A 21,161-nucleotide genomic window follows, 5' to 3' on the forward strand; every position below is an offset into this window, starting at 1 on the left:
ACTAACCGCTGCCGCCCGCGTCCTTCTCGCACGGAGATTGCGCCCCAGAATGTCGAGAAGGACGGCGCGCCTTGCCCGCACTCGTGAGTGCGTTCATCAAGTGCGGGCGGATTTGGGCTCGTGACGCATCGAGTGCGCGGCCCTTCTCGGCGAACGCTGCCAAGTGCGCGGATCGAGTGCGCCCCGGCCCGCACCGGATGCGCCGGGCGAGAAGTGCGGGCACGGTCCCGGCGGACGTCGTCGAGTGCGTGGAAGCCCACGAGCACGCAAATGCGGATTTGTGCTCGTGCCGCTCGAGGACGTCTCCTGATGCGTCGCGCCTCTGCTACACTCAAAAAGTTGCGAACAATCCCAAGTCACGGGGGAGAACCCATGCCCGAGAAGATCGAGGAGCTCGTTCGAGCCGCCATCGCCGCCGCCCAACAGTCCGGGGAGCTCCCGGAGTTCGAGGTGACCGAGCTCGGCTTCGAGCGGCCCGCCGACTCGGCCAACGGCGACTGGAGCTCGACGGTCGCGATGCGCTCCGCCAAGCTCGCCCGCCGCGCCCCGCGCCAGATCGCCGAGGCGATCGTCTCTCACATCGCCGAGGACGCGTCCGTCGAGCGCGTCGAGGTGGCCGGCCCCGGCTTCATCAACTTCTACCTCGCCGCGGCATCGGCCAACGAGGTCTTCCGCACCGTGCGCGAGCAGGGTCGCGACTATGCCCGCTCGCAGCTGGGCGCGGGGACCAAGGTCCAGGTGGAGTTTGTCTCGGCCAACCCCGTGGGGCCGCTGCACATCGGCCACGGCCGCTGGGCGGCGCTGGGCGACTCGCTGTGCCGCGTGCTCGAGCACGCCGGCTACGAGGTCCAGCGCGAGTACTACATCAACGACCACGGCTCCCAGATGGACGTCTTCGGCCACTCCGTCTCGATGCGCTACCGCCAGCTCCTCGACGTGATGGCCCAGGGCGAGAAGGACCTCGACGCCGCCCGCGCGGCGCTTCTCGCCGACCGCGAGGCCTACGTCGCCGACGAGGACGACTCCCGCCCCGAGACCCACCCGCTCACCGACGCCTTCAACGAGGCCCTCGGCGGCAACGCCTACGGCGGAGACTACATCGTCGACATCGCCTGCCGCTTCGTGCGCGAGGACGGCGACCGCTGGGCGGGCGTCCCCGAGGACGAGCGCATGGCTGAGTTCCGCGAGCGCGGCTACCGCTGGATGCTCGACTCCATCCGCCAGACCTGCCACGAGGCTCGCTGCGACTTCGACGTTTGGTTCTCCGAGCGCAGCCTCTACGAGAAGGACGCGTCCGGCACCTCCGCCGTCGACCGCGCCCTCTCGGCCCTGGGCGAGCTCGGCCACCTCTATCACGACGAGGCGGGCGCGCTGTGGTTCCGCTCGACGACCTTTGGGGACGACAAGGACCGCGTGCTCATCAAGACCAACGGCGAGTACACCTACTTCGCCTCCGACGTCGCCTACCACTGGAACAAGTTCCAGCGCGTCGACCACGTGATCGACATCTGGGGCGCCGACCACCACGGCTACATCCAGCGCGTCCAGTCCGCCTGCGAGGCGCTCGGCTACCCCACGCAGTTCGAGGTCCTTCTCGGCCAGCTCGTGAACCTGCTGCGCGACGGCAACCCCGTGCGCATGTCCAAGCGCAAGGGCACGATGGTCACCTTTGACGAGCTGCTCGCCGAGGTGGGCGCCGACGCCACGCGCTACACGCTCATCTCGAAGTCCTCCAACCAGATGATCGACTTCGACATCGAGCGCGTGAAGAAGCAGGACAACACCAACCCGGTCTACTACGTGCAGTACGCGCATGCGCGCATCTGCTCCATCCTGCGCCGAGGCGCCGACGTGACCCTCGAGGAGGCCGCGGGGCTGGGCATGGACGAGGTCGCGCGCCGCGCGGTGGGCGACGGCTACGACCTGGGGCTTCTCACCCAGCCCGCCGAGGCGGCCCTCGCCCGCAAGCTCTCCGAGCTCCCGGGGCTCGTCGAGAGCTGCGCGCGCGACCGGGCGCCCTTCCGCCTCACGCACTACGCGGAGGAGCTCGCGGCGGAGTTCCACTCCTTCTACGCCGCCTGCCAGGTCCTCCCCGGCAAGGGCCGCCCGCTCGACGACGCGCTCTCCCACGCGCGCCTGGCGGCCGTCGACGCGACGCGGCGCGTGCTCGCGCTCACCCTCGAGCTCATCGGCGTGAGCGCCCCCCAGAGCATGTAGGCGGCGGGCGACCGGTCGTGACCGGTCGCCCGTTAACTTTGATGTCACGTTTTGGGTCGCGGGCGGTCAAAGGGGGTATACTGGCGCCTGCGCGGGCGACGTTGACGTCCGCCGCTTGTCACGACGCGGGGGAGGTTGATGCGTGGACCTCAGGGAGTATATGTCCGTCAGAAGGGCATACAACATCGTCAGGCAGGACCAGACGCCCGACGATCGCCTGACGTTCGAGGAGTTTGCCATCCTCTGCCGCCTGCTCATCTCCAACGAGCCGATGAAGACCTCTGCGATAGCCGACTATCAGGGAGCGCTCAGGCCCACGATGACCCATCGCACCAACCACCTCGCGCGCCTCGGGCTCATCGACCGCGTCGAGGGGGAGCGCGACCGTCGCAACGTCGTCTGCTCCATCTCCGAGCTCGGCGCGCGGCGCGTCCGAGAGCTCTCGGAGCTCACCTGCTCCCGCATCCCGAGCGGCCGTTCGCTCGGGAGGACCTCGCCCGAGCGCATCTGCCGCTACGTTGACGCCATGGGGTCGTTCTTCTGCCAGGCCGGCGACATCGTGCTTCTCGGCCTCAGGGCGGCGGGCGGCGGCCCGCTGACCGTCATGCAGCTCGTCGACGCCCTCGGCCTGCTTCAGCCCACGGTCTCGATGTCGGTCGCGGCGCTCGCCGAGGCCGGCTACGTCACGCGCGACCGCGGCGTCTCGAGCCTGCGCACGACGAGCGTCTCCTTGACGGCCCGGGGCGCCAAGGCCGCCGAGGAGCTCGAGGAGAGCATCGAGGGGATCGTCGTCCGCCGGAAGCTGCGCTCCTCGCGGGCGTAGCTCCTCTGCGTGGCGAGAAGGACCGCGCTCTGGTATACTGCTCAGGATGCGTGAGACGTCGGCGTGCTCTGTCGCCCGTCGCGCGCGTCCCCACCAACTGTCATAGCGCGAACACTTTTCGCCACGGGCGAGGCGACCTTCTGCATGTGTCGCCGCCCATCAGCAAGAGAGGTTGACATATGTCGGAAGCCGAGACTCCCGTTTCCGGGTCCGCGCAGGTCGAGCCCGGCGCCGAGGCCGCGCAGCCCAAGCCTCGCCGCCGTCGCAGGACCAAGGCCGAGATGGAGGCCGCCCGCGCGGCCGAGGCCGCCGCGAAGGCGGCCGCGGAGGCAGCCGGCGAGCCCTGGCCTCCCAAGCGCCGTCGCGGCAGGCCCAAGAAGAGCGAGTCCGAGGCCGCCGAGACCGTCGCCGCCAAGGCGCAGACCGTCGCCCCCGCCGCCGAGGCGAGCGTCCTGGAGGGCCCCGAGCGCGCCGCTGACGCCCCCGTCGCGCAGCCCAAGCGCAGGAGGGGCAGGCCGAGGAAGCAGGAGGCCGCCGACGCCGAGGCGCGCTCCGAGGTGACGGCCGTCCCCGCCGCCGAGGCCCCGGCCTCCGCGCCCGCGCCGGAGGTCGCCGAGGCCCCCTCCGAGTCCGAGCCCCCCGCCCGCGAGGAGGACGCGCGCCCCGGCCGCAAGCGCCGTCACGGCAACGGCGCCGATCACGCCAACGGTAAGGGCGGCGCCGAGGCCGGCTTCCCCGACCGTCGGAAGGGCGGTCAGGGCCAGGGTCGCCGGCGCAACCGTCGCCAGCAGGAGGCCGCCGAGCCCTCCCTCACGCGCGAGGAGCTCGCCGCCATGAAGGTGGCCGAGCTGCGCTCCAAGGCGGCCGAGCTCGGCGTCGAGTACGTGGGCGTCCGCAAGCCCGAGCTCGTCGAGGCGGTCTACGAGGCCGCGGCCCGCGCCGAGGGCTTCCGCCCGGTCGAGGGCATCCTCGAGATCGGCAACGAGGGCTACGGCTGGGTGAGGACCGGCAACTACATGGAGGGCGATGACGACGCCTTCGTCCATCAGCAGCTCATCCGCTCGCTGGGCCTTCGCCCGGGCGACCGCGTGGCGGGCACCGTCGGCCCCGGCCGATCCAACAGCAAGTACCCGCCGCTTCAGCGCGTTACCTCGGTCAACGGCATGCCTCCCGAGGCCATGAGGTCGCGCCCGCGCTTCCGCGACCTGACCCCGGTCTTCCCCAACGAGCGCCTCGTCATGGAGTGCGGCCGCGACTCCATCACCGGCCGTGCCATCGACCTCGTCTCGCCGATCGGCAAGGGCCAGCGCGGGCTTATCGTGTCCCCGCCCAAGGCCGGCAAGACGACGGTCCTCAAGAAGATCTGCCAGTCCATCGCCGCGAACAACCCCGAGGTCCATCTCTTCTGCCTGCTCGTCGACGAGCGCCCGGAGGAGGTCACCGACATGGAGCGCTCCATCAAGGGCGAGGTCGTGGCCTCGACCTTCGACATGCCCGCGGACAACCACACCCACGTCTCCGAGCTCGTGATCGAGCACGCCAAGCGCCTCGTCGAGATGGGGGAGGACGTCGTGGTGGTCCTCGACTCCATCACGCGCCTCGCGCGCGCCTACAACCTGGCGCAGCCCGCGAGCGGGCGCATCCTCTCCGGCGGCGTCGACTCCGCGGCGCTCTACCCGCCCAAGAAGTTCCTCGGCGCCGCGCGCAACATCGAGAACGGCGGCTCGCTCACGATCATCGCCTCGGCGCTCGTCGACACGGGATCCAAGATGGACGAGGTCATCTTCGAGGAGTTCAAGGGCACCGGCAACATGGAGCTCAAGCTCGACCGCGACCTCGCCGACAAGCGCATCTTCCCGGCCATCGACCCCGTCTCCTCGGGAACGCGCAACGAGGACCTGCTCATCGAGCCCGAGTATCAGCCGCTCGTCTGGGGCATCCGCCGCATCCTCGCGAACATGAACAACATCGAGCGCGCGGCGAACGCCCTCGTGCGCGGCCTCAAGGAGACCGAGTCCAACAGCGAGTTCCTCATCAAGAGCGCAAAGAAGGCTGCCCAGTCCGGCTACGTCGGGTAGCCGGCGGGCGCGCCCGCGCCCATGCGCGCGGGCGCCTTCGCGCAACCCTAAACGACGCACTCAAACGTCGTTTCCTTACTTGCGCTCCCGCTGGTGAAATGGTTATATTCTTGTTTGTCCGCATTGCGGGCCAGTCACGGTACACGAAGATGAAACGCAGCCCAAACCGTTGACGTCGCGCCCGCCCCAGAAGGGCGGGGACCATAGGTTTGCAGCTCGTCTCGTCTTCCCATCTTGGGGGGAGCGGGAGCACATGGGCGTTAGAAGAAACGCCGCCGTATACGCAGGCCTTGTCGGCAGCCTCGCGCTGGGCGCCCCAGCCCCCGCGGCCGCCCTCTCCCTCACAGACGCCATCGCCGCCCTTGACGGGGCGTTCGTCTCGCCGTCCGTCGCGTTTGCCGCCGGACTCGCAGGCGGGGCGCTGCTCACCGGCATCGTCGTTGGCTCCGCCGCGCTCGTCTCGCGTCGCCGCGCGCGCTGCACCGCAGAGGCGTCCCAGGACCAGACCGACCCGACGGCCGCGTCCGAGCCGCTTGTCGTGCAGGAGGCCGCGGGCGAGGAGCCGTCCGGGTATCGTCCGCGCCATCTGCGCGTCGACGCGCCCGTCGCCGCAGAGAAGGACGAGGCTCCCGCCGTCTCTGAGCCCGCTCCCAGCCACGCCGCGAGCGACTACGAGGACATCGCCGAGAACTACGCCCGCCGTGCGACGTTCCGCGCGCGCATGGCGCGCCGCGCAGAGGGCGTGGCGGCGACCCTAAGGGAGCGCCTCGGCTCGAACATGATGGACGGCGTCCCCGTGATCGAGCGGGCCGACGGGTCTGTCGGCGACGTCGGCACCGCATGGTGGAAGCGCGCGGTGGGGGAGCAGACGATCATCGCCGACTCGGGCTTTGCCGACGACTCTGACGCGCTCGCCATCCCCTCCGACTTCACCGGCGCCACCGCCGCCCTTCTCGCCCCCGCACCGAGGGCCGGGGGCATCTCGATGCGCGTCGCGCGCATCGACGAGGGCGCCTATCCCGAGCGCCGCACCGTCGACGACCTCAACCAGTCCGACGAGTGGGACCTCGCGCTGCGCTCGCTCGACGAGCGGATCGCCATCGAGTCCGCCTCGCAGATCCCTACGCCCTTCGTGGACCTCGTCGGTGGCGTCGACACCCTCGACGAGCCCGACAACCTCGAGCTCCAGACGTCGTTCATCCCCTTCAAGACCCCCGCGGGGCACCCCGAGGTCGTCGACACGGAGTCCTACGTCGACTACCTCATCGAGGACGAGTTCGCCAAGAGCTCCTCTCCCGTTGCCCGGCGCAGCTACAACCGCTTCCTGCGCGTGCTCGAGGGGGGCACCTCCTCCTCCAAGCGCCTCGACCTTGACAACGAGGAGGCCTCCGAGCACGTTGCCAAGCACTTCGCCGTCCCGATGGCGGCCCAGGGCTAAGGGCTTCTCGCACGCGACTCGGCGCGGCGGCCCCACGGGGTCGCCGCGTCTTTTTGCTAAGACGCCATACCTGGTGGTTCTTATCGCAACTTCAACATTAACGGCTATTCGAGTCCCCATAATTTATTTCCTGAGATCATGCCAGGTGTGGAGTTAACCTATCTGAAACAAGTCGCCTTGCGATCAAGAAACATGTGCGCGTGGCATTGTTTCGGACGTGTTAGCAGCGTCACGGCTCGGTTAACAAATCCTCCACATCACCAATGAAAGCAGAACGTCGGCGTACGGTAGCCCCACGCTTTTTGCTTCAGAAAGAAGCGACGGGAGGAGAAAGACATGTTCGAGAACGTTTCTAGGCGCAACTTCCTGCAGGTCTCCGCCGCGAGTGTGGCCCTTCTCGGCCTCGCGGGCTGCAACGGCAGCAGCGACTCCGGCGAGGGCGGCGACGCCTCCGGCTCCATCAAGGTCGGCATCATGGGCCCGCACACCGGCGACAACTCTTCGTACGGCCTCGCCTGCCTGAACGGCGCCCAGCTCTACTTCAAGCAGCTCAACGAGGACGGCGGCGTCAACGGCAAGCAGGTCGAGCCGGTCGTCTATGACGAGAAGGGCGACGCCACCGAGGCTGTCAACGCCTACAACCGCCTCGTCCAGGAGGACGGCGTGACCGGCATCGTCGGCGACGTCACCACCGGCCCCACGATCGCCGTGGCCCAGGCCTCCGTTGCCGACAACATGCCCTGCGTGACCCCGTCCGCCACCGCGGCCGACGTCGTCACCTACGGCTCCAACTACTTCCGCGCCTGCGTGACCGACCCGGAGCAGGGCCGCGTCATGGCCAACTTCGCCGCGGAGCAGGGTTACAAGAACGTCGCCACGCTCTACCTCAACGGCTCCGACTACTCCGAGGGCGTGAACGACGCCTTCGTCGAGGAGGCCGAGGCCAAGGGCATCACCATCACCGCCCAGGAGTCCTACTCCGAGGGCGACGTCGACTTCAACACGCAGCTCACCAACATCATCAACACCAACCCCGACGCCATCCTCGTTCCCAACTATTACCAGGACGACGGCATGATTGTTACCCAGGCTCGCGCCCAGGGTTACGACAAGGTCTTCCTTGGCGTCGACGGCTGGTCCGGCATCTACGGCGGCTCCGAGAACTACGCCGACGCCGCCGACCTCCACGACTGCTACTACTGCTGCGCGTTCAGCTCCTCCAACGACTCCGAGGTCGCCGCGCAGTTCATCGAGGACTATGAGGCCGAGTACAACGAAACCCCCACGAACTTCTGCGCGCTTGGCTATGACGCCGCCATGGTGCTCGCAAACGGCCTCGCCGCCGCCGAGGAGGCCGGCCTCGAGCCCGGCTCCGAGGACTACAAGCAGGCCGTGATCGACGGCATCGCCTCCGGCACCGTCGAGGGCGTCACGGGCTCCATCTCCTACGAGGGCACCGGCGACCCGATCAAGTCCTCGCTGATCATCACCTTCGCCGAGGACGGCACCGAGGAGACCTTCGAGGTGCTCGAGGCTTAGTCGCTCGCATTCTCGCCTCGTCTCGGGGCATCGGGTTCGCCCGATGCCCCGCTTTTGCTAGGCGCGCTCCGTGCGCGCTATCCCTGAGAGGAGTTCTCCCTTGTTCTTCACGCAGGTGCTCAACGGCCTGCAGCTCGGCAGCATCTACGCGCTCGTGGCCCTGGGCTACACGATGGTGTACGGCATCATCTTGCTGCTCAACTTCGCCCACGGCGACATCATCATGGTGGGCGCGTACGTGTCGTGGCTGGTCATGGCCCAGCTGGGGCTTCATCCCGTGCTCGCGATCATCCTTTCGGTCGCGGCGTGCACGCTCATGGGCGTGCTCATCGACAAGGTGGCATACGCGCCGCTGAGAAACGCGCCGAGGCTCTCGATCCTCATCACGGCCATCGGCGTCTCGTACTTCCTCGAGAACGGCGCGCAGCTCGTCTTTGGCGCCGACGCCAAGGTGGTCCCGGCCTACACCGAGCTCACCACCGTGCAGCTCGGCGGGCTCAGCCTCTCGTTCCCGTCCATCCTTACCGTCCTGGTGACGGCCGTGGCAACCGTGGCGCTCACCGTGGTGGTCCAGAAGACCAAGCTCGGCAAGGCCATGCGCGCCGTGTCCGAGGACATGGGCGCCGCGCGCCTCATGGGCATCAACGTCAACACCACGATCTCGTTCACCTTTGCCGTGGGCTCCGCGCTCGCCGGCATCGGTGCGGTGCTCTACGCGATGGCCTACACCCAGGCCAACCCGACCATGGGCATGATGCTCGGCACCAAGGCCTTCGTGGCCGCGGTCCTCGGCGGCATCGGGTCGATTCCCGGCGCCGTGGTGGGCGGCCTGCTCGTGGGCTTTGCCGAGGTCTTCGTTACCGCCATCGGCCTCTCCGTGTGGAAGGACGCCGTGGTCTTCCTCCTGCTCATCATCGTCCTCGTCGTGCGCCCGACCGGCATCTTCGGCCGCACGATGAACGAGAAGGTCTAGGGGGTGCAATCATGGAAGAAGAGGTCATGACCGAGAAGCGCCCCATCATCTCCGCCGGGGGCGGCCCGCGCCGCGAGGGCGCGGCGCGCAAGACGCTTCCGATGCCGGTCCGCTACGCCATCAACGCCGTGGTCGTTCTCGTCCTTCTCGTCTTGGGCGAGCTCATGATCGACGGCGGGGCCATCAACCGCTATCAGTCCACGGTGCTCGAGCAGGTGGGCATCTACGTCATCCTCGCCGTCTCGCTCAACATCGCCACGGGCTACCTGGGCCAGCTGCCGCTCGGCCACGCGGGCTTCATGTCGATGGGCGCCTACGGCTGCTCGATCTTCATCATCCGCATGAGCGAGGCCCTCGGCGTCGGCGCCCGCGACTTCGTGACCGGCACGCCAATGGCGCTCGTCCTCGTATTCGGCGGCCTGGTGGTCGGTGGCGTCTGCGCCGCCGTCGCCGGCATCGTCATCGGCATCCCGGCGCTTCGCCTCAAGGGCGACTACCTCGCCATCATCACGCTCGCCTTCGCCGAGATCATCCGCGTGGTCATGCTCAACATCGACGACGTCGTGGGCTTTGACCTCACGGGCGGCGCCGCGGGCCTCACGGGCATCCCCGGCTACTCGAGCTTCCTGCTCGTCTTTGGCTGCGTCGCGGTGGTGTGCTTCCTCACGCACACGATGATGAAGTCCCGCCACGGCCGCGCCATCCTGGCCATCCGCGACAACGAGATCGCGGCCGAGGCCTCGGGCGTCAACACCACCTATTACAAGACACTCGCCTTCGTCGTGTCGGCGTTTTTCGCCGGCGTCGCGGGCGGCCTCTATGCCGGGTGCGTCGGCGTCCTGCAGCCCGCCGTCTTCGGCTTCATGAAGTCCATCGAGATCCTCGTCATGGTGGTTCTCGGCGGCATGGGATCGATGCTCGGCTCAGCGCTCTCCGCCACCGTGCTCACGATCCTGCCCGAGGCGCTGCGCGCCTTCTCCGAGTACCGCATGATCGCCTACGCCATCGTCCTCATCCTCGTGATGATCTTCCGTCCCCAGGGTCTTCTCGGTTCCTATGACTTCTCGCTCTCTCGCATCATCGAGCGCGTCATGAACCGCGACTTCCCGACGGCGCGTCGCGCCGAGAAGGACGAGCCTGCCGCGAAGGAGGTGAGCGCCGATGCCTAGCGAGAAGAACGAGAGGGGCGCGAAGAAGCGCCGCCCGGTCCTCGTCCAGGTCGAGACCCCCAACCTCATCCCCGAGCGCGACCTCGGCACCATCCCGGTGCTGCAGGCCGAGCACCTGGGCATCGACTTCGGCGGCCTCACCGCCGTGGACGACTTCAACATCGCCATGGGTCGCACGGAGATCTCCGGCCTGATCGGCCCCAACGGCGCCGGCAAGACCACGATCTTCAACCTGCTGACAAACGTCTACAAGCCGACGCGCGGCACCGTGCTCATCGACGGCTACGACACGGCCGGCAAGTCCGTCGCCGAGGTCAACCGTATGGGCATCGCGCGCACGTTCCAGAACATCCGCCTCTTCTCCAAGATGACGGTCGAGGAGAACGTGCTCGTGGGCTTTGGCAACACCATGAGGACGCACCTGATCACCGACATGCTGCGCCTGCCGGGCCATTGGAGGCAGGAGGCCGAGTTCCGCGATCGGGCGCTCGAGCTGCTCGACATCTTCGACATGCGCAAGTTCGCGGACACGCAGGCGGGCAACCTCCCGTACGGCGCCCAGCGCCGCCTCGAGATCCTGCGCGCGCTGGCCACCGGCCCCAAGGTGCTGCTGCTCGACGAGCCCGCGGCCGGCATGAACCCGGCCGAGACCGAGGAGCTCATGGAGAACATCCAGAAGATCCGCGACGAGCTCAAGATCGCCATCCTGCTCATCGAGCACGACATGTCGCTCGTCATGGGCGTCTGTGAGGTCGTGGGCGTGCTGGACTACGGCAAGATCATCGCCAAGGGCACGCCCGAGCAGATCCAGAACGACCCGCGCGTCATCGAGGCGTATCTCGGCAAGCAGGAGGTGAAGTAACATGGCGCTTCTCTCCGTGCGCGACCTGCACGTCTCCTACGGTGCCATCAAGGCGGTCCGCGGCATCTCGTTTGACATCAACGAGGGCGAGATCGTCACGCTCATCGGCGCCAACGGCGCCGGCAAGTCCACGACGCTCAACACCGTCGCGGGGCTGATCAAGCCCGAGAGCGGCTCGATCGAGCTCGAGGGCCAGTCGATCGTCGGGCTGCACGCCCACAAGGTCGTCCAGCGCGGGCTTGCGCTGTGCCCCGAGGGCAGGCGCGTGTTCACGCAGATGAGCGTCGCCGAGAATCTCGAGATGGGCGGCTACACCCGCTCCGACGCCGAGAACCGCGAGACGCTCGAGAAGGTCTACGCGCACTTCCCGCGCCTCAAGGAGCGTCGCAACCAGGTTGCGGGCACCCTCTCCGGCGGCGAGCAGCAGATGCTCGCGATGGGCCGCGCCCTCATGAGCAAGCCGCGCCTGCTCATGCTCGACGAGCCCTCCATGGGCCTCGCGCCGATCCTGGTCCAGGAGATCTTCGACATCGTCAAGCAGCTCAACGCCGCGGGAACCACGATTCTTCTCGTGGAGCAGAACGCCAACATGGCGCTCTCCGTGGCGGACCGCGCCTACGTCCTCGAGATCGGAACGATCAAGAAGACCGGCACGGGCGCCGAACTTCTCGTCGACGACGACGTCCGCAAGGCCTATCTCGGCGGGTAGGGGAGCCGCGGGCGTCAAACATCGTGTACCTGGGCGGCGGCTCGCCGTCGCCCTCGTCTCAGGCGGCGGGCCACCCTCCCGGGCCCGCCGCCTCTCTTGTCCCGGTTAAGGTGCGGCTATCGGACGCTTTACGAGCACAAACCGTCCGGAATCCGCACGTTGGTTGAATGGGTGCGAGAACCGGACGGTCTGGCAGCTGAAATCGTCCGGAATCCGCACGTCGATTGATTGGGTGCGGAAAACAACGGGTTGGGCGAGAAGGACCTCGCTAGTGCACCTCGACGGTGGTGCCCAGGGTGTTGGCCGGAAGGGTCTGCAGCCAGAAGTCGGGTCGCTCGGCGCGCAGGGCGTCGGCGACCCGCGCGGCCGTCTCGTCGCCGTCGGCGACGGCAAGCATCGTGGAGCCGGAGCCCGAGATCATGTACGCGCAGGCTCCCGCGGCGAGGGCCGCCTCGCGCAGCGGCTCGTAGTCGGGGATGAGCTTGGCTCGGTAGGGCTCGTGGAGCCGGTCGTGGCAGGCGGCTGCGAGCAGCGCCGCGTCGCCGAGCTCAAGCGCCCGGACCACGGCCACGCAGCGGCCCATCTGCCACACGGCCGTCTCGCGCGTCACCTCGGTCGGCAGGACCCGACGCGCCTCGGCGGTGCGCACCTCGTAAGGGGGCGCCACGGCGACGAAGCGCAGGTTGCCCGCGACGCCCATGCGCGTCGAGGTGGTCTGCCCCCGCTCGTCCACAAACGAGCTCACAAGACCGCCGAGAAGGGCGGGCGCCACGTTGTCGGGGTGCCCCTCGATGGCCACGGCGAGCTCGAGCGCCCGGGCGCGGTCGAAGCCCTCGGGCGAGAGCGCCATGGCGGCCCCGATGCCGGCGATGACGCAGGCCGAGCTCGAGCCGAGGCCGCCCGAGAGCGGGATGGGCGAGAGGATCGTGATGTGGAGCGGCCGCGCCTGCGTGCCCAGGCGCTCGCAGGCGTCGAGGTAGCTCTGCCAGACGAGGTTGTCCTCGCCGCGAAAGCGCTGCTCGCAGCCTTCGACCTCGAGACGGTCGGAGGGCGTCATGAGAAACGTCGCCGTGAGGTCGAGCGCGATGCCCAGGCAGTCGAAGCCCACGCCGACGTTGGCGCTCGTCGCCGGGACGCGGACGATGACCATGGGCCGCTCGCGGCCGTCCGCTCCGATCACAGGAACACCCTCGCGCAGGCGGACTCAACGAAGGCGCCCATGCGCTCGCGGTCACAGACGTCGTCGTGGAGCACCTCCCCGGCGCGCAGGCCCGAGAGCTGCGTCGGGGCGGTCGTGCCCGTCAGTCGCTCGAGGGCGTCCATGCAGGCGAAGCCGTTCATGCCGTCGGTCACCTCGCCGAGCGCGGCGAGGACGTCGGAGGAGAACTTGTAGGGGCTCGCGGTGGAGAGGCACACGCGCTCGGTGCCGTCGGCGGGGACGGAGTCGAGCACGTGCTTTGCCACGGCGGTGTGCGGGTCGATGAGGACGTCGAGCTCGCGCCAGGTGTCGCGGATGGTCTCGCGCGTGTCCTCGTCGTCGGCGCGGCCGCACGAGAAGGTCGAGCGGATCTCGTCCATCACGGCCGCGGGAACGGTGTATGCGCCCTTCTCGGCGAGCTCGCCCATGAGCGACGCCACGAGCTCGCAGTCTCCGTCGGAGGCAAAGTAGAGCAGGCGCTCGAGGTTGGAGGACACGAGGATGTCCATCGAGGGCGAGATCGTCTTGTGGAAGTCACGCCGGCGGTCGTAGGTGCCGGTGGTGAGGAAGTCCGTGAGGACGTCGTTGGCGTTGGACGCCACGACGAGGCGCCGCACGGGCAGCCCCAGCCGCTTGGCGTAGTAGCCGGCGAGCACGTCGCCGAAGTTGCCGGTGGGGACGCAGAAGGTCACCTCGTCGCCCATCGCGACGGCGCCCCGGCGCACGAGCTGGGCGTAGGAGTCAAAGTAGTAGGTGACCTGCGGGGCGAGGCGGCCCACGTTGATGGAGTTGGCGCTCGAGAGGACCACGTCGCGCCCGGCGAGCCGGCCGGCGAGCGCGCGGTCGGCGAAGATGCGCTTGACCTCGCCCTGGCAGTCGTCGAAGGTGCCGCGCACCGCGCACACGGCCACGTTGCCCCCGAGCTGGGTCACCATCTGCAGGCGCTGGATGTCGGAGACCTTGCCGTCGGGGTAGAAGACGGTGACGCCGGTGCCCTCCACGCCCGCGAAGCCGTCGAGGGCCGCCTTGCCGGTGTCGCCGGAGGTGGCGGTGACGATCATGATCTTGCGCCCGTCGCCCGCGCGCGCCACGCTCATGAGGCGGGGCAGCATCTGCAGCGCGACGTCCTTGAAGGCGCAGGTGGGGCCGTGGTAGAGCTCGAGCAGCCAGTCGGTGCCGAGCGGGGTGAGCGGGCAGACCGCCTCGCAGTCCCACTGCGCGCCGTAGGCCGCGTCGACGCAGCCGGCGAGCTCGTCGGCCGCGTAGTCGGGAAGGAGCGTGCCGAGCACGAGGCGCGCGGTGTCGTGGAAGCCCTGCGCGCACACGCCCGCGAGGTCCAGGGTCTTCTCGCCGAGCCCGTCGCTCACGTAGAGGCCGCCGTCCGGTGCGATGCCGGTGAGAATTGCTTGCTTGCTTGTTACGGAATCATCAGCCGAGCGCGTGCTGTGGTAGAACGTGGTCACGGTTGCTCCTTGCGTCGGGCCCAGGGGCTCTTGTCCCCCTCGATGCAAGTATGATAGCCGCAGGCCGCCCGTCCGCGGTTGCCTGACACAGACTCGAAAGATTGGACGCACATGAAGATCGCCCTTCTCGGCTACGGCACGGTCGGCCGCGGCGTGGACGAGATCATCTCCTCGCGCGTGCCTCAGGTCGAGGTCTCCCGCATCCTCGAGCTGCCCGACCGCCTGAGCGACCCCCGCATGACCTCGAGCTTCGAGGACATCGTCTCCGACCCCGACGTCGAGCTCGTCGTCGAGTGCATGGGCGGCGTCGAGCCCGCGCACACCTATCTCATGGCGGCGCTCGCGGCGGGCAAGCACGTGGTCACCTCCAACAAGGCCGTCGTCGCCGCGCACCTCTCCGAGTTCGCGGCCGCCGCGCAGGTCGCGGGCGCGGGGCTTTACATCGAGGCCTCCGTGGGCGGCGGCATCCCCTGGATCGCCGGCATCGAGAAGGCGCGCCGCGTCGACGAGGTCACGTCGTTCATGGGCATCATGAACGGCACGACCAACTACATCGTCGACGCCATGCGCCGTGACGGCGCCGACTTCGACGAGGTGCTCGCGCGCGCCCAGGAGCTCGGCTACGCCGAGCGCGACCCCTCGGCCGACGTCGACGGCATCGACGTCCTCAACAAGACCATCATCACGGCCTCCGTGGCCTTTGACGTCGCGTGCGAGAAGAACCTCCCCGCGACGGGCATCCGCAACCTGCGCCTCTCCGACCTCGAGCTGTTCGCCACTCACGGCCGCACGGTCAAGCTCCTCGGCCGCGGGGTGTCTCGCGACGGCGGCTACGCGGCCGCCGTTGAGCCGGTCGCCGTGGCGACCGACTCGCTCGAGGCCAACGTCCCCTCGAACTTCAACCTCGTGACGCTCGACGCCACGACGGTGGGCGAGCTCAAGTTCTACGGCCAGGGGGCGGGCAGCCTCCCCACCGGCAACGCGATCGTCCAGGACGTGCTCGACTGCGCCACGGGCGCCCGCCGGCCCGTCTACGACTTCTCCCGCGGCCTGGCCTACGAGCCGTCGCTCCTGCGCGCCGACTACGTCTACCGCACCGCGGCGCAGGTCGGCGGCGAGTCCTACGCCGAGGGCGCCGTGCTCGTGCGCGGGCTCACCGCCGAGGCGGCGCGCGCCCTTCTCGACCAGGCGCTCGAGTCCGACCCCACCACGTTCATGGCGGCCCTTAGTTGACAATGACGTCAGGTTACATTGTCAACCTTGACAATGACGTCAGGTTACATTGTCAACCTTGACAATGACGTCAGGTTACATTGTCAACCTTGACAGCTTGCCCTCAGGAAGGATTTCTCGCATGATCAAGATCGCAAAGTTCGGCGGCTCCTCGGTCGCCTCGGCGGAGCAGTTCCGCAAGGTCAAGGCCATCGTCGAGGCCGACCCCGACCGCCGCTTCGTCGTGGTGTCCGCGGCGGGCAAGCGCTTCTCGGCCGACAACAAGATCACCGACCTTCTGCTGCTCGTGAACGCGCACGTACAGTATCACGTCGACTGCACGTCGCTTCTCGCCGACATCGAGCAGCGCTTCCTCGACATCGCCGAGGAGCTCGGGCTCAAGTGGCCCGTCCACGAGAAGTTCGAGCTCTTCGCCAAGAACATCAAGAAGCACTCGCCCGAGTACGTCGTCGCGCGCGGCGAGTGGTTCACCGCCCACCTCATGGCCGAGTATCTCGGCATGCCCTTCGTGGACGCCGCCGACGTCATGGTCTTCCACCACAACGGCGAGGTCGACATGGAGCGCACCGCGTCTCGCCTCAAGGACGTGATGGTGCGCCAGGGCTCCTTCGTGCTCCCCGGCTTCTACGGCGCGACCGTCGACGGCCAGATCAAGCTCTTCCAGCGCGGCGGCGGCGACATCACGGGCGCCATCCTCGCCCGCTGCATCGACGCCGGCCTCTATGAGAACTGGACCGACGTGTCCGGCTTCCTCTCCGCCGACCCGCGCATCGTCGAGCACCCGCGCTCGATCCGCCGCATCACCTTCGACGAGATGCGCGAGCTCTCCTACATGGGGGCGTCGGTCCTCCAGGAGGAGGCCATCTTCCCGGTGCGCGAGGTCAACATCCCCATCCAGATCAAGAACACCAACCGTCCCCAGGACGAGGGCACGATCATCCGCGAGAAGGCGCGCATCGGCGAGGACGAGCACCTCATCACCGGCATCGCCGGCAAGCGCGACTTCATCTCCGTGCACGTGAAGAAGGCTCACATGTCGGGCGAGGTCGGCTTCGTGCGGCGGGCGCTCTCCGTCTTCGAGCGCTACGGCATCTCGGTGGAGCACATCCCCACGGGCGTCGACTCGTTCTCCGTGGTGGTCAACGGCGCCGACGTGCGCGACTCCATCTACTCGATCGTGACCGACATCCGCCGCGAGCTCGAGCCCGACGACATCACGATGGTGGACAAGCTCGCGCTGATCTCCGTCGTCGGCCGCAACATGTCCAAGCGCTCGGGCACCTCCGGAAAGATCTTCGGGGCGCTCGGCGACGCGGGCGTCAACATCCGCATGATCACCCAGAGCTCTCAGGAGATCTCGATCATCATGGGCGTCAACAACGACGACTTCGAGCGCGCCATCCAGGTGATCTACGACCGCTTCGTCCGCGACGAGATGGTCACCGCCAGCTGATTCTGTTAATTGGGGACAGTCCCCAATTCGCATATGTAAATTGGGGACAGTCCCCAATTAACAGGCCGCCCCAGGGCGGAGACAGAGAGGAAACGCCAATGAGCGAGAAGAACGTTGCCATCCTCGGCGCCACCGGCGTCGTCGGCCAGCAGATGCTCCAGTGCCTCGAGGAGCGCGACTTCCCCGTCTCGAGCCTCGTGCCGCTCGCGAGCGAGCGCTCCGTGGCGGCCGGCCGCACCGTGACCTTCCGCGGCGAGGAGGTCCCCGTGCGTCTTGCCGAGCCGGACGCCTTCGAGGGCGTCGACATCGTCCTCGGCGCTGCCGACGACGCCACGGCCCGCGCCCTTCTGCCCGAGGCCGTCCGCCGAGGCGCCGTGTGCGTGGACAACTCCCATGCCTTCCGCCTCGAGCCCGACGTGCCGCTCGTGGTGCCCGAGGTCAACGCCGGCGACATCGCTGCGCACAACGGCATCATCGCCAACCCCAACTGCGCCACGATCATCGGCCTCGTGCCGGTGTGGCCGCTTCACCAGGCCGCGGGCCTTACGCGCCTCGTCGTCTCCACCTACCAGGCCGCCTCGGGCGCGGGCCTGCCGGGCCTGCTCGAGCTCGAGCGCGAGATCCGCTGCGTCGCCGCCGGCGAGGAGGTGGGGGAGAGCAAGCCCTTCCAGTACCAGCTCGCCGAGAACCTCATCCCGCAGATCGGCGGCTTCAATGAGGTGGGTTACACCTCCGAGGAGATGAAGATGCAAAACGAGGGGCGCAAGATCATGCACCTGCCCGAGCTGCGCGTGAACTGCACGTGCGTGCGCGTGCCGGTGGTCCGCTCCCACTCCGAGTCCATCACCGCCGAGTTCGAGCGCCCGCTCTCGGTCGAGGAGGCGCGCGCCCTGCTCGAGGCCGCCCCGGGCGTGAAGGTCGTCGACGATCCCGCCGCGAGCCGCTACCCCATGCCGCTCGAGACCTCCGACCAGGACCTCGTGTGGGTGGGCCGCCTGAGGCGTGACCTCTCGGCCCCCGACGGCGTGAGCTCGCTCACGTTCTGGTGCTGCGGCGACCAGATCCGCAAGGGCGCGGCGACCAACGCCGTCCAGATCGCCGAGTACCTGGTGTAGGGGCGCGGGCCGAGGTTCTTCTCGGTACCTTGGAACCGTCCGGAACGCCTGTCCTCTTGGGGGCGTGCGGGTTTAGGACGGTTTCTCGTTGTGGGGTGTCCGGATTCCGCACGTCCTTCTCGTACGTGCGGGTTTAGGACGGTCTGAGATCGAAAAACGTCCGGTAGCCGCATGTGGTTCTTGAAGGTGCGGATTCCGGACGGTTTGGGGAGGAAAAACGTCCGGACCCCGCACCTGCTCTGGGCACGTGCGGGGTCCGGACGCCTTGTCGAGAAGAACCTCCCCTAGAGGCTCGCCAGCACCTCGCCGGTCATCCGCTCGGCCACTGCCACGGCGATCTGCGCCGCGGCGCGCACGTCCTCGAGGCGGCAGACCGAGGTCCCCGCGTGGATGTAGCGGCAGGGGATGCCCGCGACCACGCTCGGGACGTCGAGCTGGTGGATGACGCCGCCGTTGGTTCCGCCGCCCTCGCGCACGGAGGTCTGCGCGGGCAGGCCCTCCTCGGCCGCCGCGCCCAGGACGAAGCGCTGGTAGCGGGGGTGCGTGATCATGCAGCAGTCGTAGTAGCGAAACATCGGCCCGCTGCCCAGCGCCGCCCCCACCTCGTCGGCTGGCGTGAAGGTGTCGTCGGCCGGGCAGCCCTCGAAGAGATAGGCCGCCGCGGGCGAGAAGTGCCTCACCGCAGCCGCCACGCCGCGCTCGCCGACCTCCTCCTGGGAGGAGACTGACGCGACGACGTCCACCGGGAGGTCGTCGCGGCCAGCGAGCTCGCGCAGGGCGAGAAGCATCGCGCACACGCCAGCGCGGCAGTCGAACGCCTTGCCAAAGGCCACGCCGGTCTCGACGTCATAGGAGAAGGTGGTGTCCGGAACGAAGGGCTCTCCCATCCCCATGCGGAAGCGCTCGAGCGCCTCCTCGCGCGAGCGGGCCCCCACGTCGAGGATCATGCCGGCCTTGCCCGCGGCCCGCTCCGCCTCGGTCCAGAAGTGGGGCGGCTTGACGCCAATGACGCCGCGCACCCAGGAGCCGTCCGTGGCGCGCACCCACACGCCCTGGCCTGCGAGCGTGCCCGGAGAGAAGCGCCCGAGCTCGACGAAGCTCATGGTGCCGTTTGAGAGGACGGCCTTGACCATGCCGCCGACCTCGTCTCCGTGGGCGTCGAGCATGAGCACCGGCTTCTCGCCGGTGAAGTTGTTGGGCGTGATGAGGCCGTCGCGCAGCGTGTTCTCCTCGAGGCCCGCCCATCCCGCGCAGAACTCGCGCGCTACGGCGAGCGTCTCCTCCTCAAAGCCGGAGGGTGCCTTCGCGTTCGAGAGCGCGCCAAGAAGCGCGGCGATCTCGTCGTTGGTGACGTTCATGGGAATCCCTTCTGTCGGTCTTGCCGACCCGACAGTATAGACCCTACGTTGCTGCCTTATCGAATTCTCACCCGACCAGCTTGGGTATAGTCCCCTCATTGAGATCATGACCCTGACGTGACGGGGGAGATGATGCTTTATGTGCAACGTCATGTCCGAGTGGGCGGCGTGGGGAAGCCTCGCTGAGGAGCAGCTCGCGGGTGAGGCGGAGGCCCTGTTGCGCGAGAGTCAGTCGGCGCCTGTTGACCGCGGGCGCGTTCGGGCGATGCTTGCGCTCTACGGTCAGAGCTACGACACGCTGCCCTCCCGTATTCGTCATCTAGTCGACCAGATCGAGGTCATGAGTTAGCAGCCCCTGACCGAATTGTTGGCTATCTAACAGTCTAGAACTTGGGTGATAGGCGGAACCGCCACCGGGCCCCGTGGTATCCGCTTCCCAGCCAAGCATAGAATTTGCCCGAGCGCCCACCCGGATCTATGTTTGGCGACATTCCCTCCGGGTGGGCGTTCGGGCGGATGGGAAGATTCGCCATGGGAGCCACGAACCCCTACTCGGGGCTCGTCGGCGGCCTGTCCGCCGGCGAGCTCGAGCTTCTGCGCGACGCCGTCGAGGAGCGCAGGCTCAGGGAGGAGCTGGGCTTCGGCACGCTCGCCGAGGCCGCCGAACTCTACAGGTCGGCCCCGCCGTGCCCTTCCTGCGGGGAGCCCTCTCCCTGGAGGGACGGGCGCGCCCCGTCGGGCGTCCGGAGGTGGCGCTGCCCGTCGTGCGGGGCGAGGTTCACCTCGCTCTCCGGCACCGTGCTGGAGAACTGCAAGAAGCCCCTCGCGACCTGAGTCGACTTCATCAGGCTCACCCTGTTCGCCGTGCCGCTGGACGTCTGCGCCGAGGCGTGCCGGATAACGCACCAGACGGCCTGGGAGTGGCGCCACCGCCTGCTCGCCGCGGTCGACGGCTGCCAGGGCCGCATCGTCCTGCGCGGCCGCGTCTGGATCGACGAGACGTACGTCAACGACACCGACCTTTCCCACGGCTACGGCCAGGCGCGCAAGCGCGGCCTCTCGAGGCAGAAGCTCTGCATCGCGGTCGGCATCGACGCGCGCGAGGAGCCCGTGGCGGTCGTCTGCGGGCGCGGCAAGCCGTCCACGAAGCGCATCAAGGAGGCTCTCGGCGGCCACCTCGCGGAGGGCGCGGTCGTCGTCCACGACCGCGAGAAGGCGCACAACGGCCTGATCAGGGGGGCGGGGTGCGGGAGCGAGTCGTACAAGGCGGACGTGCGCGACCCCGTCTACCTCGAGAAGATGGCCCTGGTGAACAACCTCTGCTCGTGGATCAAGCGCTACCTGTGGCGGTTCACGGGCATGGACCCGGCAAACCTGCAGTCCTACCTCAACCTCTACGTGTACCTGTTCCGGGTCAAGTGCGACGACGAGAAGTGGCCCAAGCTGGAAAGGGTGGTCCGCCACATGCTCATGACCGGCGCGCGTTTTCGCAGCTCGACGTAGGAGGCTCATCACCCAAGTTCTAGACTGTCA

18 protein-coding genes are annotated in these 21,161 nt (G+C 68.2%); 15 read left to right on the forward strand and 3 right to left on the reverse strand.

What is annotated here, in order from left to right; translation table 11 throughout:
- Window positions 1-372: 372 nt before the first annotated feature.
- From argS to NW198_RS09180, 9 genes are all read left to right on the forward strand, one after another.
- The gene (gene argS / locus NW198_RS09140; RefSeq protein ID WP_087316418.1) at window positions 373-2,217 is read left to right on the forward strand and encodes an arginine--tRNA ligase; all 1,845 of its coding nucleotides are present in this window, start codon (window positions 373-375) and stop codon (window positions 2,215-2,217) included.
- Between the two features lie 142 nt (window positions 2,218-2,359).
- Window positions 2,360-3,040 (forward strand): MarR family transcriptional regulator, encoded by a 681-nt coding sequence (locus NW198_RS09145; protein WP_258340872.1) that lies wholly within the window; start codon window positions 2,360-2,362, stop codon window positions 3,038-3,040.
- Between the two features lie 179 nt (window positions 3,041-3,219).
- Window positions 3,220-5,118: a transcription termination factor Rho gene (gene rho, locus NW198_RS09150; protein ID WP_258340873.1), complete on the forward strand. Its 1,899-nt coding sequence runs from the start codon at window positions 3,220-3,222 to the stop codon at window positions 5,116-5,118.
- 253 nt (window positions 5,119-5,371) lie between these two features.
- Entirely contained in the window at window positions 5,372-6,556 is a 1,185-nt protein-coding gene (locus tag NW198_RS09155) for a hypothetical protein (protein ID WP_258340875.1), read from the forward strand.
- A 336-nt stretch (window positions 6,557-6,892) separates the two neighbouring features.
- The gene (locus NW198_RS09160) at window positions 6,893-8,095 is read left to right on the forward strand and encodes an ABC transporter substrate-binding protein (RefSeq protein WP_258340877.1); all 1,203 of its coding nucleotides are present in this window, start codon (window positions 6,893-6,895) and stop codon (window positions 8,093-8,095) included.
- 100 nt (window positions 8,096-8,195) lie between these two features.
- Window positions 8,196-9,068, forward strand: a complete 873-nt coding sequence (locus NW198_RS09165) for a branched-chain amino acid ABC transporter permease (RefSeq protein ID WP_258340878.1) — start codon at window positions 8,196-8,198, stop codon at window positions 9,066-9,068.
- 11 nt (window positions 9,069-9,079) lie between these two features.
- On the forward strand, window positions 9,080-10,237 hold the full coding sequence (locus NW198_RS09170; protein WP_375378036.1) for a branched-chain amino acid ABC transporter permease: 1,158 nt from the start codon (window positions 9,080-9,082) through the stop codon (window positions 10,235-10,237).
- Complete coding sequence (locus tag NW198_RS09175) at window positions 10,230-11,099, forward strand: ABC transporter ATP-binding protein (protein WP_258340880.1); 870 nt, start codon at window positions 10,230-10,232, stop codon at window positions 11,097-11,099. Before NW198_RS09170 ends, NW198_RS09175 begins: the two co-directional genes overlap by 8 nt.
- A 1-nt stretch (window position 11,100) precedes the next feature.
- Window positions 11,101-11,808 carry an ABC transporter ATP-binding protein gene (locus tag NW198_RS09180; RefSeq protein WP_087316403.1) on the forward strand — a complete coding sequence of 236 codons (708 nt, stop codon included), beginning with the start codon at window positions 11,101-11,103 and terminating at the stop codon, window positions 11,806-11,808.
- A 268-nt stretch (window positions 11,809-12,076) separates the two neighbouring features.
- On the opposite strand, the gene thrB is transcribed toward NW198_RS09180, so the two are convergent.
- On the reverse strand, window positions 12,077-12,988 hold the full coding sequence (gene thrB, locus NW198_RS09185; protein WP_258340883.1) for a homoserine kinase: 912 nt from the start codon (window positions 12,986-12,988) through the stop codon (window positions 12,077-12,079).
- On the reverse strand, window positions 12,985-14,469 hold the full coding sequence (gene thrC, locus NW198_RS09190; protein WP_258340884.1) for a threonine synthase: 1,485 nt from the start codon (window positions 14,467-14,469) through the stop codon (window positions 12,985-12,987). Before thrC ends, thrB begins: the two co-directional genes overlap by 4 nt.
- A gap of 111 nt (window positions 14,470-14,580) precedes the next feature.
- Here thrC and NW198_RS09195 point away from each other — a divergent pair, with 111 nt between their 5' ends.
- From NW198_RS09195 to NW198_RS09205, 3 genes are all read left to right on the forward strand, one after another.
- Window positions 14,581-15,702: a homoserine dehydrogenase gene (locus NW198_RS09195; RefSeq protein WP_258340885.1), complete on the forward strand. Its 1,122-nt coding sequence runs from the start codon at window positions 14,581-14,583 to the stop codon at window positions 15,700-15,702.
- Between the two features lie 121 nt (window positions 15,703-15,823).
- Entirely contained in the window at window positions 15,824-17,155 is a 1,332-nt protein-coding gene (locus tag NW198_RS09200; RefSeq protein ID WP_258340886.1) for an aspartate kinase, read from the forward strand.
- 98 nt (window positions 17,156-17,253) lie between these two features.
- Window positions 17,254-18,270 carry an aspartate-semialdehyde dehydrogenase gene (locus NW198_RS09205; RefSeq protein WP_087316396.1) on the forward strand — a complete coding sequence of 339 codons (1,017 nt, stop codon included), beginning with the start codon at window positions 17,254-17,256 and terminating at the stop codon, window positions 18,268-18,270.
- A 284-nt stretch (window positions 18,271-18,554) separates the two neighbouring features.
- On the opposite strand, the gene NW198_RS09210 is transcribed toward NW198_RS09205, so the two are convergent.
- Window positions 18,555-19,628, reverse strand: coding sequence for a M42 family metallopeptidase (locus tag NW198_RS09210; RefSeq protein ID WP_258340887.1), 1,074 nt, complete (start codon window positions 19,626-19,628; stop codon window positions 18,555-18,557).
- 139 nt (window positions 19,629-19,767) lie between these two features.
- Between NW198_RS09210 and NW198_RS09215 the strand changes: the two genes are divergently transcribed.
- From NW198_RS09215 to NW198_RS09225, 3 genes are all read left to right on the forward strand, one after another.
- Window positions 19,768-19,977 (forward strand): hypothetical protein, encoded by a 210-nt coding sequence (locus tag NW198_RS09215; RefSeq protein WP_258340888.1) that lies wholly within the window; start codon window positions 19,768-19,770, stop codon window positions 19,975-19,977.
- Between the two features lie 182 nt (window positions 19,978-20,159).
- Window positions 20,160-20,462, forward strand: a complete 303-nt coding sequence (locus NW198_RS09220; protein ID WP_258340889.1) for a hypothetical protein — start codon at window positions 20,160-20,162, stop codon at window positions 20,460-20,462.
- Between the two features lie 30 nt (window positions 20,463-20,492).
- On the forward strand, window positions 20,493-21,131 hold the full coding sequence (locus tag NW198_RS09225) for an IS1595 family transposase (protein WP_258340891.1): 639 nt from the start codon (window positions 20,493-20,495) through the stop codon (window positions 21,129-21,131).
- Window positions 21,132-21,161 lie beyond the last annotated feature (30 nt).

Origin of the sequence: Thermophilibacter sp. ET337, assembly GCF_024733715.1 — a bacterium.
Lineage (GTDB): Bacteria > Actinomycetota > Coriobacteriia > Coriobacteriales > Atopobiaceae > Thermophilibacter.

Excerpts from the sequence above, each read along its gene's own strand:
- argS (WP_087316418.1), top strand. The coding sequence starts at position 373 with ATGCCCGAGAAGATCGAGGAGCTCGTTCGAGCCGCCATCGCCGCCGCC.
- rho (WP_258340873.1), top strand. The coding sequence starts at position 3,220 with ATGTCGGAAGCCGAGACTCCCGTTTCCGGGTCCGCGCAGGTCGAGCCC.
- NW198_RS09155 (WP_258340875.1), top strand. The coding sequence starts at position 5,372 with ATGGGCGTTAGAAGAAACGCCGCCGTATACGCAGGCCTTGTCGGCAGC.
- NW198_RS09160 (WP_258340877.1), top strand. The coding sequence starts at position 6,893 with ATGTTCGAGAACGTTTCTAGGCGCAACTTCCTGCAGGTCTCCGCCGCG.
- NW198_RS09170 (WP_375378036.1), top strand. The coding sequence starts at position 9,080 with ATGGAAGAAGAGGTCATGACCGAGAAGCGCCCCATCATCTCCGCCGGG.
- NW198_RS09175 (WP_258340880.1), top strand. The coding sequence starts at position 10,230 with ATGCCTAGCGAGAAGAACGAGAGGGGCGCGAAGAAGCGCCGCCCGGTC.
- NW198_RS09180 (WP_087316403.1), top strand. The coding sequence starts at position 11,101 with ATGGCGCTTCTCTCCGTGCGCGACCTGCACGTCTCCTACGGTGCCATC.
- NW198_RS09195 (WP_258340885.1), top strand. The coding sequence starts at position 14,581 with ATGAAGATCGCCCTTCTCGGCTACGGCACGGTCGGCCGCGGCGTGGAC.
- NW198_RS09200 (WP_258340886.1), top strand. The coding sequence starts at position 15,824 with ATGATCAAGATCGCAAAGTTCGGCGGCTCCTCGGTCGCCTCGGCGGAG.
- NW198_RS09205 (WP_087316396.1), top strand. The coding sequence starts at position 17,254 with ATGAGCGAGAAGAACGTTGCCATCCTCGGCGCCACCGGCGTCGTCGGC.
- NW198_RS09210 (WP_258340887.1), bottom strand. The coding sequence starts at position 19,628 with ATGAACGTCACCAACGACGAGATCGCCGCGCTTCTTGGCGCGCTCTCG.
- NW198_RS09215 (WP_258340888.1), top strand. The coding sequence starts at position 19,768 with ATGTGCAACGTCATGTCCGAGTGGGCGGCGTGGGGAAGCCTCGCTGAG.
- NW198_RS09220 (WP_258340889.1), top strand. The coding sequence starts at position 20,160 with ATGGGAGCCACGAACCCCTACTCGGGGCTCGTCGGCGGCCTGTCCGCC.